Source organism: Bacillus sp. M13(2017) (assembly GCF_002218325.1).
Lineage (GTDB): Bacteria > Bacillota > Bacilli > Bacillales > Bacillaceae_G > Bacillus_A > Bacillus_A thuringiensis_K.
In genome coordinates, this window is record NZ_KZ268501.1 from 241,610 (window position 1) to 258,162 (window position 16,553).

Genomic DNA, 16,553 nt, shown 5'->3' on the forward strand with positions numbered 1-16,553 from the left:
AAAATATGAAGTTATTTCATACAGCGGATTGGCATTTAGGTAAGCTTGTTCATGGCGTGTATATGACTGAAGACCAAAAGATTGTATTAGATCAGTTTGTACAGGCTGTTGAAGAAGAAAAACCAGATGCTGTAATTATTGCAGGGGATTTATATGATCGAGCAATTCCACCTACAGAAGCAGTAGACTTATTAAATGATGTGCTGCAAAAAATAGTTATTGATTTGCAAACACCAGTTATTGCGGTAGCTGGTAATCATGATAGTCCGGATCGTATCCATTTTGGAAGTAGTTTAATGAAAAAACAAGGATTACATATTGCAGGTCAATTTCAATTCCCGTATGAACCTGTTGTACTAAATGATGAACATGGAGAGGTTCACTTCCATCTAATACCGTATGCAGATCCAAACATAGTGAGGCACGTGTTGAAAAATGAAGACGTACGTTCTCATGATGATGCGATGCGCATTTTTATGAATGAGCTCTCTGAAACGATGGATAAAGAAGCTAGACATGTATTTGTTGGACATGCATTTGTAACTTCTTCAGGAGAAGCGGAGGAGAATACAAGTGATGCAGAACGACCACTTTCAATTGGTGGTGCTGAATATGTAAATAGTCATTATTTTGATAAGTTTCATTACACAGCGCTTGGACATTTACATCAAGCGCATTTCGTACGTAATGAGACGATTCGATATTCAGGTTCACCACTTGCCTATTCAATTTCTGAAGAGAAACATAAAAAAGGTTATTACATTGTAGAACTGAATGAAACTGGTGAAGTAGCAATTGAAAAAAGATTACTTTCACCACGTCGTAAAATGCGAACAGTAGAAGCGAAAATAGATGAATTATTACAGCACCCAGTAAGTGAAGATTACGTATTTGTAAAATTATTAGACGAAAACCCTGTCTTACAGCCGATGGAGAAAATACGATCTGTATATCCAAATGCAATGCACGTTGAAAGAGCGATGCAAAGGCGAGAACTCACAGATACAAATGAAGTAACTGTTTCAAGACATAAAACGGATGATTTATCTCTTTTAAAGGCTTTCTATAAAGAAATGAAAGGGTTAGATTTATCAGAAGAGAAAGAACGCCTATTTATAGATGTATTACAAACAGTGCAAGAACGGGAAGGTGAACGAGGATGAGACCGATTCAGCTTATTATGACAGCATTCGGGCCATATAAACAGAAAGAAGTAATCGATTTTGAAGATCTTGGAGAACATCGTATTTTCGCTATTTCTGGGAATACAGGAGCTGGAAAAACAACGATTTTTGATGCGATTTGTTATGTGTTATATGGTGAGGCTAGTGGAGAAGAACGTAGTGATACGAGCATGCTTCGAAGTCAATTTGCTGATGATAATGTTTATACAAGTGTTGAATTAACCTTTCAGTTAAAAGGGAAACGCTATGAAATAAAACGACAACTTGGACATAAAAAACAAGGGAATAAGACCATTACAGGACATGCAGTAGAATTATATGAAGTTATTGATGGAGAAAACGTTCCAGCCGTCGATCGTTTTCATGTAACAGACGTAAACAAAAAAGTGGAAGATTTAATTGGGTTAAGTAAACATCAATTTAGCCAAATTGTTATGTTACCCCAAGGGGAATTCCGAAAACTATTAACATCTGAGACGGAAAACAAAGAAGAGATTTTACGTCGTATTTTTAAAACGGATCGTTATAAATTAATGCGTGAGTTACTTGATCAAAAGAGAAAACAATGGAAAGATGTCTTGCAAGAAAAACAAAAAGAGAGAGAGCTCTATTTCCGTAATGTTTTTAAATTACCAATCCGTGATGGAGCATTATTAGAGACATTAGTGGCACAAGAACATGTAAATACGCATCAAGTAGTAGAAGCGTTAGAACAAGAAACAACCGTGTATAAAGCAGAGGTTGAGCAATTACAAGTAGAACAAGATGTTCAAACGAAGCAATTAAAGGATGCAGAAACACGTTTTCATGCAGCAAAATCTATAAATGAGAAATTTATAGATTTACAACAAAAGAATGAGAAATATAACACTTTACAAGAGAACCGTGCAGCAATTGAAAGGAAAGAAAAATCCTTTAAACGTGCGGAACAAGCAAAGCGCTTATTACCATTTGAACAATGGTATGAAGAAGCGATGGAAAATGAGCAGAAAGTTGAAAGTTTGTTAAAACAGATAATTGTCAAACAAGAACAGATAATGAACAGCTTTGAACTTGCTAAGGAGAAGTATGAAGTAGTAAAGAATAAAGAAGCTGAACGAGAAGAGGCTAAAAAACTTGTTCAAAGATTAGAAGAGTTACAAGCAATCATTGAATCATTAGCTGAGAGAAAGCTGAATTTACAAAATGCCGAAATTCAAATAGGGAAATTAAAAGAAAGTATGCAAAAGTTAGATCAACAACTAGAAGAGCATACAAACCAAAAACAGAGAATGTCTGATGAATTGCAGCAATTAGAACAAGCACTTGAGCAATATGTAGCTAAAGTAGAAGAACTAACGAATATGCGAGAAGATGCAAAAGTTTTAAAGCAAGCATATGATGTTTGGCAAGAAAAACAAAAATTCGAGCAAGAAAAAGAAGCGGCAACTAATAAAATGCAAGTGGCAGTTCGTGCATATGAAAACATGGAGCGCCGCTGGTTAAGTGAACAAGCTGGTATATTAGCTCTTCATTTACATGACGGTGAATCTTGTCCGGTATGTGGTAGTACGAATCATCCACAAAAAGCTACAGAGCAAAGTAATGCGATCGATGAAAAAGAGTTAAACGATTTAAGAGATAAGAAGAACATTGCTGAAAAATTACATGTGCAAGTAGAGGAGAAATGGAATTTCTATCGACTACAATATGAACAAGTGATAGAAGAAGTTGTGAAGCGCGGCTACAATTCGGAAAAATTAGCTGAAACATATAGTGCACTTGTTCAAAAAGGAAAACAATTAGCTGCAGACGTGAATACGTTAAAAGCAAGTGAAGAAACACGTAAGCAGATTGCTGCGAACATGAAAAGCGTAGAAGAAAAAATAGAAGAACTTCAGAAACAAAAACGAGAAATGGAAACAATGCAGCACCGTACAGAAATGGAGTGTATGCAACTTCGTACGTCATATGAACATGATAAACGAAATATTCCAGAAAGCTTACAAACAGTACAAGCTTGGAAAGTACAGTTTGACCAAGCTATGCAGGAACTTAGGTTACTGGAGGACGAATGGAAGAAAGTGCAGGAAGCGTATCAGCATTGGCAAAATGAAAATATACGTATTCAAGCTGAACAAAAAGGTGCTTCTAATCAATTTGAAAGTGCAAAATTAAAGAAAGAAGAGACTTTCGCACGCTTTATGAAAGAGCTAGAACAAAGTGGGTTTACAGATCAATTCACGTATAAAGAAGCCAAATTAAGCGATGCCGAGATGGAGATGTTACAAAAAGAAATTCAAGGTTATTATTCATCGCTTGAAGTGCTTGCAAAACAAATCGAAGAGTTAAACTCAGAATTAAAAGATAAAGAGTATATGGATATTACATCTTTAGGTGAACACATAAAAGAACTAGAAATTAATCTCGATATCATTAAAGAAAAACGTCAACGTGCGCAAAATGCGGTAACATATATTTCTGATTTACATGAAAACATTAGACGTATTGACGAACAAATTCACGAGGAAGAAAAAGCCTTCCAAGAACTTGTTGATTTATATGAAGTAATGAAAGGTGATAACGAAAGTCGTATATCATTTGAACGTTACATCTTAATTGAGTATCTGGAACAAATTGTTCAAATCGCAAACGAACGATTACGTAAATTATCAAATGGACAATTTTATTTAAAACGAAGTGAACGAGTTGAAAAAAGAAACCGCCAAAGTGGATTAGGCTTAGATGTGTACGATGCATACACTGGCCAAACGCGCGATGTAAAAACATTATCCGGCGGAGAGAAATTTAACGCATCACTTTGCCTAGCGCTAGGAATGGCAGATGTCATTCAAGCATATGAAGGCGGTATTTCCATCGAAACGATGTTCATCGATGAAGGGTTCGGTTCATTAGATGAAGAATCATTAACGAAAGCAGTAGATGCCTTAATTGACCTACAAAAATCAGGCCGATTTATCGGTGTCATTTCACACGTACAAGAGCTGAAAAACGCAATGCCAGCTGTATTAGAAGTAACGAAGCAGAAAGATGGATGTAGTCAGACTAGGTTTGTGGTGAAGTAACACCTGTAACCGATCTAATTTATCCACCGTTTTTAGTCCCGAGTCACACTAGCGGTCACACTTTTCAAAGACTTCGTCGAGCTTTTCAGCTACAGAACGTTGCATATCTGGCAATACGTGACTGTACGTATTTAATGTCGTACCTATATCGGCGTGACCTAGTCGTTCTGAAATTAGTTTTACATTAACGTTTTGTTGAATTAATAGCGTAGCGTGAGTATGTCGTAAATCATGGAACCTTATTCTAGGTAAGCCGAGTTTTTCGGTTGCATTGTAAAATGATCTACGTATGCTTCGAGAATCTAAAGGTTTTCCATATTTCGAGGGGAGAACTAAGTCTAAGTCGGTGTATTTATCACCGGCTTTTTCTTTTTCATATTCGACGAACTTACGGTGAGTTCTTAACTCTTCTACTAAAATCTTCGGAATATGAATCGTACGTATACTAGTTTTATTCTTCGCTCCATATTTTAATTCCCCACGCTCAGACAACGTTTGTCTGACAGAAATTCTTTTATTTTCAAAGTCGATATCTTTCCAACGTAGCCCCAAAATCTCACCTTGACGCATTCCAGTAAATATCGCTATTGAAAAGCTAATACGAAATCTCGTAGCGTTCCTCATTGTTTTACTTCCACTCAAAAAGTAATTTACCTGATCCAACGTCCATACTTCCATTTCAGTTTTAATTATTCTAGGTAAAACAACATCGGTTGCTGGATTATTCTTTATAAGTTTAAGTACCTTCGCTCTTTTCAAAGAGGTTCTGATAAAACTGAAAGCTAAATTTATTGTACCTTTTGAGTAATAATTTTCCTCTATTAACGTGTTGATGTAATTTTGTAGATGCATTGTTGTAATGTCTTGAATCCTCAAGTGACCGAGACGAGGTTTTATTATATTTAAGTAATGCGTGTAATTTGCTCGAAAGGTACATTTTTGAAGCTGATTTTGCCTTTCTTTAAACCACTGTTCCATAAATGCTTCGTATGACATATGGGAAAGCTTAAGAAAATCATCGTTAAGATAATCAGCCTTTAAGAGCGTCATTTCTTCATTTGCTTCTCTTTTAGAAGCGAAACCTCTACGGCGTATCTGTTTACGCTTGCCTGTCATTGAATCTTTAATAGCGAAGACAAAATCCCATTTACCTGTATCCTTATTTTTACTTACTGTACCACTCAATCTTATGTCCTCCTTTAAAAAGTCACAAGAAAGAGGTTATATTTTCCATTACCTGTATTCTAAAACTAAAGTCACAAATTGTATAGGGGTATAAAAGGTAGAAAAACATTGGCTCAATTTCAAAAGCCTAAACGTTTATATAAGCGATGAGAAAAATAAATCCGAAATTTATTTATGAAAAGTGCGCGAGGTTTCAAAGTAGTGCGTCATATATAGCATAAGGCATTCACAAGGCATTACACGGAGGTGGGAATGGGTGAATACAGTGAGCGAAAATAGCAACTTAGTATCAATCGAAGCCCAAACGGAATATTCAATTACAAGTGGAAAGCGAGAGACACGTATCTTTCTAAAGATGTATGTTGACGCAGTACACTCCGGTTTAATAGCGGACTTAGGTCCTGAAAGATGGACGACTCTTTGCGTATTAGCATCATTCATGGATGAAGATGGCGAATGTTATCCAACGCAAGATATGATCGCAAAACGATTAAACATAAGCCGTGAGAGCGCTAATAGACGCATTAAAAAGCTATGTGAATATCGTTGGGATGGAAAGCCATTAGTCGTTAAGGAAAGACGCAGACACGAGCGTACACAACAGTGGGAGAATACCGTATATACGATTCTACCGATCAGTCAGCTAACAATATTCGGAAATGAACCGGAATCTATCAGTCCATGTGACGTATGACCACATATGGCGACTTCCACACATGGTTGTAGTTCACACTAACAAGAACTAACTCTTAACAAGAACTATCTTTTAACTAGAAAAAGATTAAGAGCTAAAACCTTGAAGTCTATTTCTAGTGAAATATCCTTCCATCATTAATATGTTCAGCGGTAATTACTTATATAAAAGAATGTCGCTAATAGATGATGAGATACAACGAGCGTAAGCGAAGTTGTAAGGTTTTAATTAATGTTTTATAAGGATAAATAGATTTATAAATGAGGAAAAGCACTAAGTTTTATGTAGAGCACAATACGAAAAATATAAAAGGATAATTAAGAGGAGGTGTCTACGGTGAGAGACGTAACAAAGCGGCTGCAACGTATCCTATCGGAACTAGAATCGCTAGAGTCCGATATGCAACAAACGAATACACGTAAGTCACAAACGGATTTAGCGCAGCAAGATATCTTACATATTATCGAAATAGAATCGTTTACTACAGCGCGTGGCAATCACTTATTGAAAGAGCTGAAACGTATTCGTAAAGAGCGTCGTAAGGCAAAAGACGATCAAGCGGTATTGCAGTCGGTCATGCACACGTTAAAAGGCGTTAAGCAAAAAGTCGAGTGTAGTATCGGGAGCGTAACCGGAGTAATTGAGCGCCAACAAGAACGCAAGGTCACAAAAGGTTATTAACATAAATTCTACGGTCAAATACGTAGAAAAGAATCTAGGAATCTACGAATGTATATAACAAGGATTGTTCCTGGTAGGGCAAGCGTTAAACAATTGAAAAAGACCCGCAATAAGCAGGTCTATTGGCAAGTGCACAATCGGAGAGTACCTATATATTAACAAGTATGGGACTTTAATACCATACGTTGCATGTTGAGAAATAAAATGGAGGACTAACAAATAAACGAATGTTACACGATTTATTACTGAAAGAAATCTACATCGAGGCGCTAATCCGTCGGAACGTATTCAAAACGGAAGATGGACGAGACTTATGGCAGGCGTCTAACGAGGAATTACATGCGCAATTATTTGACGAGGAGGGAACCAATGACCCGTATATCAACGAAAGATTTTCGCAATCTACCAATCGAAAAGTGGAACGTAACGACATTTCGAGAGTACCTAAAGCACGAACATGAGGAGCGTTATAAAATTCCTTATGTCACTCGAAGCTATGCGATGGAAGGTCGAATGCTCAAAATGTCACTAGCGGAATATAACCAGGAAGTTTTAAAACGATTCATTGACGCATGTTTTGCCGACTATAAGCCGACGCGGGAGTATCCCGGATTAAACTTTGCGTTTATGTATTCGTATATGCGATCTAGGTTGTTGCCGAGAGTTCTTGAAGAAATTCGTAGAAAAGAGGCTCGTTTATCTCAAAATACGGAATATATAGAAGTAAGTACGGAAGAAATTATCGATTATTTGTAACCGGTTAAATTATTTTTTCGAAAATCTGCAAGTGAAACGTGAAAAATGCGAGATATGTATTAGTAGAAACGGAGGGAATACGAATGACAAAGCGATTATCTTTCAAAGAGGTGCAAGCGAAATTCAAAGAACGGGGATATAGATTACTAGAAACGGAATATAAGAACAATCAAACTAAAATGCGTTACATATGCTCAAAGCATCCTAATGATCTGCAGGCAATTCGATTTAAAAGTTTAAAAAGAGGTTCTGGCTGTCTATTATGCGGAAAAGAAAAAACGAAACACTCGCGTGAAATTAACGGTTTAATAGGAGTTACTAAACGACAGTATCCAAAAGAGGAAGTTAAGGAGGCCCGTTACAAAGCGGAGGATTTATTAAACGAATATTGCATGTCCTGCCCACTTAATAGTTTAACGAGCGTCGAAGACGTACAGAAACATTGTTATAAAGAATGTCCGCATGGAATCGGATTAGAACTACGTAAGTGTGGCGCAATTATGGCTGGTGAGGATGTCGATGCAGTAACGGAACATTATGTAATCAAACACGAGAAGGAACGTATCGACCGTATAGAGGAGGCGATATGATGCAGTGCATTCTATCCGATCACTGTTTGCTATATAAAAGCGAGTCATGTAACCGTCAGTGTACCTCGTACATCGCACTACACGGGCATAACGGTAATGGAGGGCGTATGGCAGCGACCAACTTACCGAAAGAATATCGTCATTTAACGTTACAGAATTCGCCTGTACGAGCGTCCCAACCGAAGGTCTATAAGATTATCGATGCACAAGTAACGACTTTCTCACGGCAATTTGAGGCGGATGTGTCGACAGACCCGAAGGATAAAATCAAATCGATGTATCTGTTTTCCGAAGAGACTGGCACGGGGAAAACAACGACAGCAGCCGTGATTTTAAACGAATGGCTCATACGACATTACATCGGTAGCTTGCAGCGAAATAGGCAATCGTTGCAGGTACCTGGATATTTTTTAGATGTGAACGAATGGCAAACGTTATTTAACGAATTCAATCGGTCCAATATACCGCGTGAAACCGCAGAGAAATCCGCAAAGGAATATTACCATCGTATGAGTAATGCAAAGGCAGCACCTTTTGCAGTGCTAGACGATATTAGAGTACGTAGTGCGACCGAGGCATTTCGAGGGGATTTACATGCGGTGATTAACCATAGGGTAACGAATGGATTAGCGACGGTATACACTTCGAACATTCCTATCGACGAGTTGGAAAGCGTGTTTGATCGTCGGCTGTACGATAGGGTGCGAGATTTGTGCGTGGTGTTGCCGTTCGAGGGCGAATCGAAAAGGGGGATGCGGAAATAAAAAAATGACCGCTCCTTTTATAGGAGCGGCCGTACAAATATCATGTGCTGGAGGTCGCTCCAAATGGCATAAGATGTTTTCTCTAAAAAGTATGGACAAGAAGTTTTACGATTATACGTAATAACGGCGAGTAACCAAATAGGCTACCCACTACGTCCCTGCACGACACGGAGAAGAAACCCCGTTTTGAAAGAATGAAGTCGAAGGGAGATCGACTCAAAGGTAGTATGCGCAAAACAAAAACGGTTATTCAAAAGGGAGAATACGAAAATGAAGAAACTTATTATCGGTGCATTTCTATATTTACCGCTAGCTTTCTGGCTTAGTTCTTTTTGTGGAATCAGTACGGTAGAAGTGCTCGCAACAATGTTTATTGTCGGAGTTACCTGCGGAATCTATAACGTAGTATTAGAGGAAACGAAGAAATAGTGAGTAAGACAAAATTTGAATTTTGTATAGAAATGAGGTTAAGAGAATGAAATTAAATGTTCCGCTTCACAAACGTATTCATCAATTGTTTTGTAAGCATAAAGATGCTGGTTGGAGTGCTTATACAAGAGGAATAAACTTTAAAGAAGGATATGAGTACGTTAACTATGAGTGTCCTGATTGCGGCGTAAGTATTGGAGAATGGCATAAAAAAGGAGAATGGGACAAGCTAGATTTTCCTCCTGAATATACGATTCAAAACAAACGAGTACGTAAAAAGTAAACTAAACAAAAGCGTTATTTTGTACCAAATAAAAATAAAAGAGCCCTGCAAGAGGGCCACGCGAATATTTTCGCATATCGTATACCTTAGTATATGTATGTCCCAAAAGAATATGATCAAAATAGTTATTTTGTAAAAGGACCTTTAAACCTATACACAAAGATAGCAGGCAACCAATTAAGTTACCTGCTATGCTCGCACACTTGCACAGAGGAGCGCCTTCCATTTGGAAAGAGAGGAGCCAGGGAGAAAGCGACTCAGGTGTAGTATGTGTAATAACAAAAAGAATTATTCAAAAAAGGGGAATGAAAAATGAATACAATTACTATTAAGTTTGGACAAGGTACAACAGCTTGGCAAGATATGCAAGAAGTAGTTAAAGCTCTACATGATAAAGGATATATTGCACAACCTTACGAGGATATTGGAACGGTTAAATTAACTAAGGAATTTAAAGAAGAAAATTAAACAAAATTCTTATTTTAAAGCTAAAGAACGCCTTGTAGAGCGCTCCTTATGCCTAATTATAAATACTTATGTTCGATCTTAGATTAATTTCTTGCTTGGAGGAATAAAATGCTCTTAAACAAAGTTTAGATAGACAATCCAGCCAATAATTACAATATAATATATCGCACAAAAGAAGATTAAAATGTATTCTAATGCTTTGTTCATATTAGTACCGTCCTAAAAGAGGAGTATTTGGATTTTAATATCGTATGTAAAAAAAGGTGCATTTATACAAGGGGGGGAGCTAATACAAGTAAAACAAAATCCTTATCTAATAAAAAAATCGCGTACAAAAAATGTACACGATTATATAGAAACTATGTCTTGCGTGCTCATTGCATTCTATGTCTATTGTATGTAAAACATGATACATCTAAATAAATTAAAAGAGCACTTATAGAAGTGCTCTCTGACCAAGACTCCTATTGTAAAAGAGTACATGATAATATATGTGTTTTTTCTCAGGGTGTGAGTTGTTTAAACAAAATCTTTATTTGAATGCATAAGAAAAAAAGACAACATCCGAAGAGGGGTGTTGTCTCAACAAAAGTGAAATTTTATATGAGAAAGGTGGAGATACAATAATATATGCTTGTCTAGCTTAAATGTGAAAAGATTTTAAAGTTAAAGAGCGCCTTCCAAGGCGCTCTCTGACTAAAACTAATATTGAAAAAGGATACCCAAGATATTGTATGTATGTTTTTTAGATAGGTGCAGTTTTATAACGGAGAATTGTGAAATGAAAAGGTTGAGATGTGTAGTGGGAATAATTCTTTTGATATTAAATTTGATTGCATAAGATTGGTTCAGGGTATTTTAGATGAATTAGAAATACTATATTAAGTTGTTAAGGTAACACTTTCAATATCTTCACAACCTATAAATATGATATTAGTAGATTCAGGGGTTATTACATCTTCCTCTGTTAATATAACTAAACAAAGTGTTGGATAAAAACTAGAAAGAGTAGCAGGTCCGATTATTTGTCCAGACTTGGTTGTTATTGTAATGATAGTTCCTATCGGCCAATTAGAAAGTAAATAACAAGCTATTCCTGTACAAGGTGCCATTTTTATTTTCCCTCACTTTAAATTTGGAATTTAAATAAACTGTATATGGGTATAGGATATGCATTTAGGTTGTGAAGTGTCACTTAGGTTAAATTTTATATTTGTAAAAATAATTGATTTCATACGATGTATTTTTTGAATTCTCTCGATTGAACTTCAATGAGAAATAATAAATCTGTAATTGTAATAAAAACGCTATTTTGTACTGAGTAAATGTTGATATTTATTAAAATGATAAAGCAGCTAGCTCAATGAACTAACTGCTTTATCGTCCAACAAGAACAATACCCACAATACATTGTAACTTAAGGTTACAACTATAGTATGAGTAGAAGTGAAAATGTTATGCAAGAAAGTTAAATAAAAACTTCATTTTAAACAACAAAGCAGCTAGCCGAAATAGCTAACTGCTTCGTTGTACAATTTTAGAAGTTACAATCGATACGGATATATGTTGTAACAAAAAGTTACAACTATAGTATAAACAAATATCAAAATATTATGCAGGTAAGAAAACTAAACAAAAATTTCATTTTGTAGAAAAGGGGAATAAACAATGAGCTTATACTCAACGAAGGAACAAGAAACGGTACTTACGTACGACAATGACACGAAGGAATGGAGCGCATACTCTTGCGTTCCGAAACACATTCGTAAACTAGTAGCCTTGGTCGGAGAGGAAAACGTTACAGTTATCGAACGTGATGACGAGGATAAGCCATTAGCGGTGAAATGTACATTACAGGAGAAGAACGTAAGTATGAAACGATTGCGTACTTATAGCGAAAATCAAAAGCGTGAGATGGCGGAAAGAATGCGAGCGGTTCGCGAGAATAAGGAGTAATAAGGATGTTGTTGCTTAGTGCTAGTTTCATATATAAACTCAGAAACATAGAGCTCTTTGACAGCCAAATAAAAAATGACACAAATGTGACGTTACGAAAGAAATCAATAATTGATATATTGGAGGTGTAGTTAATGAACTACGGAGAAATGCTTTTATCAAAAGTGGTAGATTCCGCTAATCCTATGCAATTAAACCATTTAACAGAACGAGATTTTGTTACAGAAGCTGAACAAAAAGCGTACCGTTTTATCAAAGATTACGTAGAGATGAATCGAGGTAAAACGCCCGACTTCCGCACGCTAGTAGCAGAAGTCGATGGCTTCACATACGTCCCACAAGTCGAGGATAGCTTCGAGTATTTAACGAAGCAAATAAAATCCTATTCTGCAAAGATCGAAGTGATGGGGTTACTACAAAACGAAGCGCCAGGACAATTCGAACAACTAGACGGAAATTCTTTCCTTGAATGGTTGCGAGAAAAAGTCGACGGAGTTATAATTAGAACAAATGTTCGTGGTAAAGTGGGAACAAGTCTAAAGACCGACACGAACAGGTTTCTGGAAGAATACGAACGTCGTAAAAAAGGCGAGTCATATCGTATTTGGAAATCTCGTTTTCCATTCATTAATAAGGCGATTGGTGGATACGTGAGTTCGAACGTCTACACAATCTATGGAAAGTCAGGACGTGGTAAATCCGCAACGACTATCGAAGAAGGTGTGGAAATGGCGTTCCAAGGAGCGAACGTACTTATTTGGCTAATGGAAATGGGATGGTTCGAGGGAATGGTGCGTTTATACACTTCAATCTCATCACGTATCGGAGCAACGGTCGCTGAATTAGATGGCGCACTAGCTACTTGGGCCGCGAATAAGCCTAAGTAGCTTTTTTATGTTAGTTTATATCGAATATATTTTATATGAAGGTTTTATATATGGAAAACGAAAAGAAACGTGCACTACCGTTTGATTTATCGAAAGGGTTCACGGCTATACCGACGACTGTAATGCGTCACTACACGTACTTACCTGGATTTAACGGTAATGTCATTCTAGTGTACGGATATATTATCGCTATGTACAATCCGCAATACGGTTACGCGTTTCCTACGCATGATCAAATAGGGTTAGCGTTAAATATGTCGAGGAAAACAGTCGGTAAACACATCAGCGTTTTAGAGGACGCTGACCTTATCGAAGTAAGTAAACGTGGTGGTAGTACAAACGATACTTATACGTTACTTAAGCCGATAGAGGATGAACGTGAATTCTATTCGAGGTTTCCACAAGCGTGGGAAAAACGTCAGAAAGCGGAAGTAACAACGGGAAAAGACGTTAAAGAGCGTTATGAAAGAAAAGCTAGGTACGAAGATAGTAGTGATAATATCATAGCGTATTTGTAATACGAGTAATCCAATGAGTAATTATTACACGTTGAATGAGTAATTTTTACCCATTGAGTGTGTACTTTTTACTCCGTATATATATTTACTATATAGACTTACTATAAAGATTTACTATTAAGAGATTAAAAGAATAAGAATAAGAGTATAAGTACTATTCGGTAAGTATTCACTTTCGTTCATACTTACCGGTAATCCTTTTCTATCGAAAAGAATTACTATATTAGATATTATCGATTAATTACTTATGTAAAAGATACTCCGCTAATGTATTGAGAAATACATAAGGATATTAAACTTCAAAGGATTCTCCGTAGATAAATAGAAGTATGTTCGTATCTGTTTATATTGAAAAAGGAGAGTTGGTTAGTATGATAAGTTTTGGGATTAATTTACGTACTATCATAAGTTATACGCAAGTGAGTAGGAATCGTAACAATATAAAAATACTAAGTAAGTTGGGCATAAGATTATTTGATACGAACGGTGAACCGTTACCTGTTTCGGAGGTTAATCAAGAATTAATGACGGCATTAAAACGTCAAGACATAAATAAGCAACGATATATAATAAGCCATTTAGAAGGATAGAAAATATGGTATTATTCGGCGTCTCTTATAGAGAAGCGTTTTTATTTTGCGCAGAAAGGAGGATGTATTCCTTTCTCTAAGAGGAAAACGATAAAATACTACGAAAGTAATATAGAGGAGGGATGAAGAGTGAAAGGAAGCGTTCTTCTAGACAAGCAGAGGGGGACTTGGTATTTTTCGTTTGATAGAAAAAAGGATACGTTTACAGGAAAGCGTCAGCAAGTGAAGAGAAGGGGCTTTTCTTCTAAACAGGAAGCCTACGAAGCAATGGTGAAATTACAAGCTGAAATGCTAAACGAACAATTTATAGATTTATCGACCATGAAATATGATACGTATATTGATGAGTGGATGAAGGAACGATCATTTCACTTGCAAAAATCTACGTTCGACATCCATCAGATGTATATAGAAAATGTGATTAAACCACGTATTGGTCATTTTAGATTGCAAAAGATTCAACCGATACATATGCAATCATTCGTTAATGACTTAGTTGTAAATACAGATTACTCAGCGCATACAGTTCATATTATTTTTCGAATAATAAGCGCTTCATTAAAAAAGGCACAGGTATTAAAACTCATTAAAGAAAATCCTACGATAGGGATTACGTTACCCAAAATAAAGAAATCGGAAATGAATATATGGACGTCAGAACAAGTAAATCATTTTATAAGTGAAGGAAAGAATGTTTATCGGCCTACTCGTTTTTATGTCGCCTGTGTCATTGCACTATTAACTGGTATGCGTCAAGGAGAAATCATGGGACTTCGTTGGAAAGATATTGACTTCGAAAATAGGATAATTTACATAAGGCAAACGTTAACTCAGACGGGGGAAATTAAAGTAGGCGCTAAAAATAACGCAAGTATACGCAATATACATTTTCCGATAAAATTAATCGGAGAGTTAGAGTTACATCGTGAAACGATAAAGAAAGAACGTGAATACTACGGTAGAGATTACGAGAATAACGATCTAGTAATATGTACACGTAAAGGAAACCCGTTAATACCTAGAAATGGTCGCATAGAATTCTATAACTTAACGGAGAAACTCGGATTACCTAAGATACGTTTTCACGATTTACGCCACACACACGCAACGATGCTGATACAACAAAACGTTAATGTAAAACTGATATCAGAACGTTTGGGGCATACGGATATACAGACGACGCTTAATACATATAGTCATGTGCTGCCGACGATGCAACGCGAGGTGGCGGATAAGTTGGATCAGATGTTTGGGTAAATTGTGTACATTATCTATTGAATTTTTTAAAATATTGACGCGATTATTATGGAAATATATTCTATAATAAAAGAACAACTACAACTATAAAGCATGGGGGGATTATATTGAGCTTAAATAAGTTTGAAAAAGAACTTGGTACCATAGTCAAAAAAGTTGTTGAAGAAAAATTAAAAAACGGAGAAGAAATTGACGAAGATAAATTATTATCCGCTATAAAAGGAGTATATTCAAAGGAAAGCCTTGATGAGTATGCAAGTCCTATCTACTCTACTCTTAAGCAAACAACGCCAAAAATGGTAGAGGAAGAGAGGTTAATACATCAAGAGTTTGAGTCACGACTCCAACTGAGATGGCTAAACGCTTTTTACGATTTAGCCTCTGTTATAAAGATTTCTGAAGAAACAGCTATGGATATTATTGATGAGTATATGGAAGAGCGTGTTGAAATGGAAAATAATAAATATTCAATTTCTGTTACTTTTGATGTATTAATGAAACTCTTTGCTAAAGCTATCGTTATAAGCAAGGAAATATATACTTTGCTTAAATCGGGATTTTCAGATGGAGCAATGTCTAGATGGAGAAGCCTCCATGAATGCAATGTATATTTTCGAAATTTAACTTCAAGGTATAGCGATAAAGAATTCACAGACGATTTAATATGTAAATTCATAGATTATTCATTTGTTGAAGACTACCAAGAGTTGACTAAATATAGAAAAAAAGATGACAAGTTTAAACTAGATCAAATAGAAGCAAATAATATAGAAAAGAATTATAAAGTGGTTTTAAAGAAATACGGTAACGATTTTAGAAAACCTTATTCATGGGCAAAAGCTTTATTTCCTTCTAAAAATAAAATTTATTTCAGTGATTTAGAGAAAAATGCAGGAATAAATCGCCTATCTATTTATTATAAACAAGCAAACTATCATATACACGCAAGTCCTACTGGATTATACAATAGCTTAGGAAATATTCTAGACGAAAGGGTGCATAAGTATGGTTATGTTTTTGGGCCTAGTAACTATGGTTTATCAATACCAGGCCAATTAACTATTATCTCCTTAGCGCAAATTGCAACTTCATTATTGTTACTAAACTCAAACATAGATAAATTGATAAGAGCAAAGGTTTTTCGAAAGTATGCAGATAATGCAGGGCTTGAATTTGACAGAGTCCAAAATGAGATTGAACAGGAAGAGATTGAAGAAAGTATTCTGAATACCACGTTATAATAAAA

General features: G+C 36.1%; 18 protein-coding genes and 1 pseudogene. 17 read left to right on the forward strand and 2 right to left on the reverse strand.

What is annotated here, in order from left to right; translation table 11 throughout:
- Positions 1–5 precede the first annotated feature (5 nt).
- Together CGQ22_RS07520 and CGQ22_RS07525 are read left to right on the forward strand one after the other, a co-directional pair.
- Positions 6–1,163: an exonuclease SbcCD subunit D gene (locus CGQ22_RS07520; protein WP_089148460.1), complete on the forward strand. Its 1,158-nt coding sequence runs from the start codon at positions 6–8 to the stop codon at positions 1,161–1,163.
- Positions 1,160–4,249 (forward strand): AAA family ATPase, encoded by a 3,090-nt coding sequence (locus CGQ22_RS07525; RefSeq protein ID WP_001247460.1) that lies wholly within the window; start codon positions 1,160–1,162, stop codon positions 4,247–4,249. The genes CGQ22_RS07520 and CGQ22_RS07525 overlap by 4 nt, the downstream gene beginning before the upstream one ends.
- A gap of 48 nt (positions 4,250–4,297) precedes the next feature.
- On the opposite strand, the gene CGQ22_RS07530 is transcribed toward CGQ22_RS07525, so the two are convergent.
- Positions 4,298–5,434, reverse strand: coding sequence for a site-specific integrase (locus CGQ22_RS07530; protein ID WP_089148461.1), 1,137 nt, complete (start codon positions 5,432–5,434; stop codon positions 4,298–4,300).
- 256 nt (positions 5,435–5,690) lie between these two features.
- Between CGQ22_RS07530 and CGQ22_RS07535 the strand changes: the two genes are divergently transcribed.
- The 9 genes and pseudogenes from CGQ22_RS07535 to CGQ22_RS31880 all read left to right on the forward strand — a co-directional run.
- Positions 5,691–6,128: a helix-turn-helix domain-containing protein gene (locus CGQ22_RS07535; RefSeq protein ID WP_089148462.1), complete on the forward strand. Its 438-nt coding sequence runs from the start codon at positions 5,691–5,693 to the stop codon at positions 6,126–6,128.
- Positions 6,129–6,464: 336 nt separating this feature from the next.
- Entirely contained in the window at positions 6,465–6,809 is a 345-nt protein-coding gene (locus tag CGQ22_RS07540; RefSeq protein ID WP_001205804.1) for a hypothetical protein, read from the forward strand.
- Between the two features lie 227 nt (positions 6,810–7,036).
- On the forward strand, positions 7,037–7,270 hold the full coding sequence (fbpA, locus tag CGQ22_RS32365; protein WP_254704094.1) for a Fur-regulated basic protein FbpA: 234 nt from the start codon (positions 7,037–7,039) through the stop codon (positions 7,268–7,270).
- Positions 7,179–7,565: a hypothetical protein gene (locus CGQ22_RS07550; RefSeq protein WP_089148463.1), complete on the forward strand. Its 387-nt coding sequence runs from the start codon at positions 7,179–7,181 to the stop codon at positions 7,563–7,565. The genes fbpA and CGQ22_RS07550 overlap by 92 nt, the downstream gene beginning before the upstream one ends.
- An 83-nt stretch (positions 7,566–7,648) precedes the next feature.
- On the forward strand, positions 7,649–8,155 hold the full coding sequence (locus tag CGQ22_RS07555) for a zinc-finger domain-containing protein (RefSeq protein ID WP_089148464.1): 507 nt from the start codon (positions 7,649–7,651) through the stop codon (positions 8,153–8,155).
- Positions 8,155–8,919: a P-loop NTPase family protein gene (locus CGQ22_RS07560; protein WP_089148465.1), complete on the forward strand. Its 765-nt coding sequence runs from the start codon at positions 8,155–8,157 to the stop codon at positions 8,917–8,919. Before CGQ22_RS07555 ends, CGQ22_RS07560 begins: the two co-directional genes overlap by 1 nt.
- A 270-nt stretch (positions 8,920–9,189) precedes the next feature.
- Entirely contained in the window at positions 9,190–9,348 is a 159-nt protein-coding gene (locus CGQ22_RS31875) for a hypothetical protein (RefSeq protein ID WP_175423359.1), read from the forward strand.
- Between the two features lie 46 nt (positions 9,349–9,394).
- A complete protein-coding gene (locus tag CGQ22_RS07565) occupies positions 9,395–9,631 on the forward strand; it encodes a hypothetical protein (protein ID WP_089148466.1) in 237 nt (78 codons plus the stop codon).
- A gap of 312 nt (positions 9,632–9,943) precedes the next feature.
- Positions 9,944–10,093: pseudogene (locus CGQ22_RS31880) on the forward strand (DUF8088 domain-containing protein); the annotation flags it as partial.
- Between the two features lie 887 nt (positions 10,094–10,980).
- On the opposite strand, the gene CGQ22_RS07575 reads toward CGQ22_RS31880, so the two are convergent.
- On the reverse strand, positions 10,981–11,211 hold the full coding sequence (locus tag CGQ22_RS07575; RefSeq protein WP_089148468.1) for a CGEA protein: 231 nt from the start codon (positions 11,209–11,211) through the stop codon (positions 10,981–10,983).
- A gap of 556 nt (positions 11,212–11,767) precedes the next feature.
- Here CGQ22_RS07575 and CGQ22_RS07580 point away from each other — a divergent pair.
- The 6 genes from CGQ22_RS07580 to CGQ22_RS07605 all read left to right on the forward strand — a co-directional run bounded on the left by CGQ22_RS07580 (position 11,768) and on the right by CGQ22_RS07605 (position 16,548).
- Positions 11,768–12,055, forward strand: a complete 288-nt coding sequence (locus CGQ22_RS07580) for a hypothetical protein (protein WP_089148469.1) — start codon at positions 11,768–11,770, stop codon at positions 12,053–12,055.
- 134 nt (positions 12,056–12,189) lie between these two features.
- On the forward strand, positions 12,190–12,942 hold the full coding sequence (locus CGQ22_RS07585; protein ID WP_254704095.1) for a hypothetical protein: 753 nt from the start codon (positions 12,190–12,192) through the stop codon (positions 12,940–12,942).
- A gap of 50 nt (positions 12,943–12,992) precedes the next feature.
- Entirely contained in the window at positions 12,993–13,460 is a 468-nt protein-coding gene (locus CGQ22_RS07590) for a winged helix-turn-helix domain-containing protein (protein ID WP_089148470.1), read from the forward strand.
- A 371-nt stretch (positions 13,461–13,831) separates the two neighbouring features.
- Positions 13,832–14,050 carry a hypothetical protein gene (locus CGQ22_RS32710; protein ID WP_086423377.1) on the forward strand — a complete coding sequence of 73 codons (219 nt, stop codon included), beginning with the start codon at positions 13,832–13,834 and terminating at the stop codon, positions 14,048–14,050.
- A gap of 129 nt (positions 14,051–14,179) precedes the next feature.
- The gene (locus tag CGQ22_RS07600) at positions 14,180–15,307 is read left to right on the forward strand and encodes a site-specific integrase (RefSeq protein WP_089148471.1); all 1,128 of its coding nucleotides are present in this window, start codon (positions 14,180–14,182) and stop codon (positions 15,305–15,307) included.
- Positions 15,308–15,414: 107 nt separating this feature from the next.
- On the forward strand, positions 15,415–16,548 hold the full coding sequence (locus CGQ22_RS07605; RefSeq protein ID WP_254704096.1) for a DUF5677 domain-containing protein: 1,134 nt from the start codon (positions 15,415–15,417) through the stop codon (positions 16,546–16,548).
- Positions 16,549–16,553: the final 5 nt, after the last annotated feature.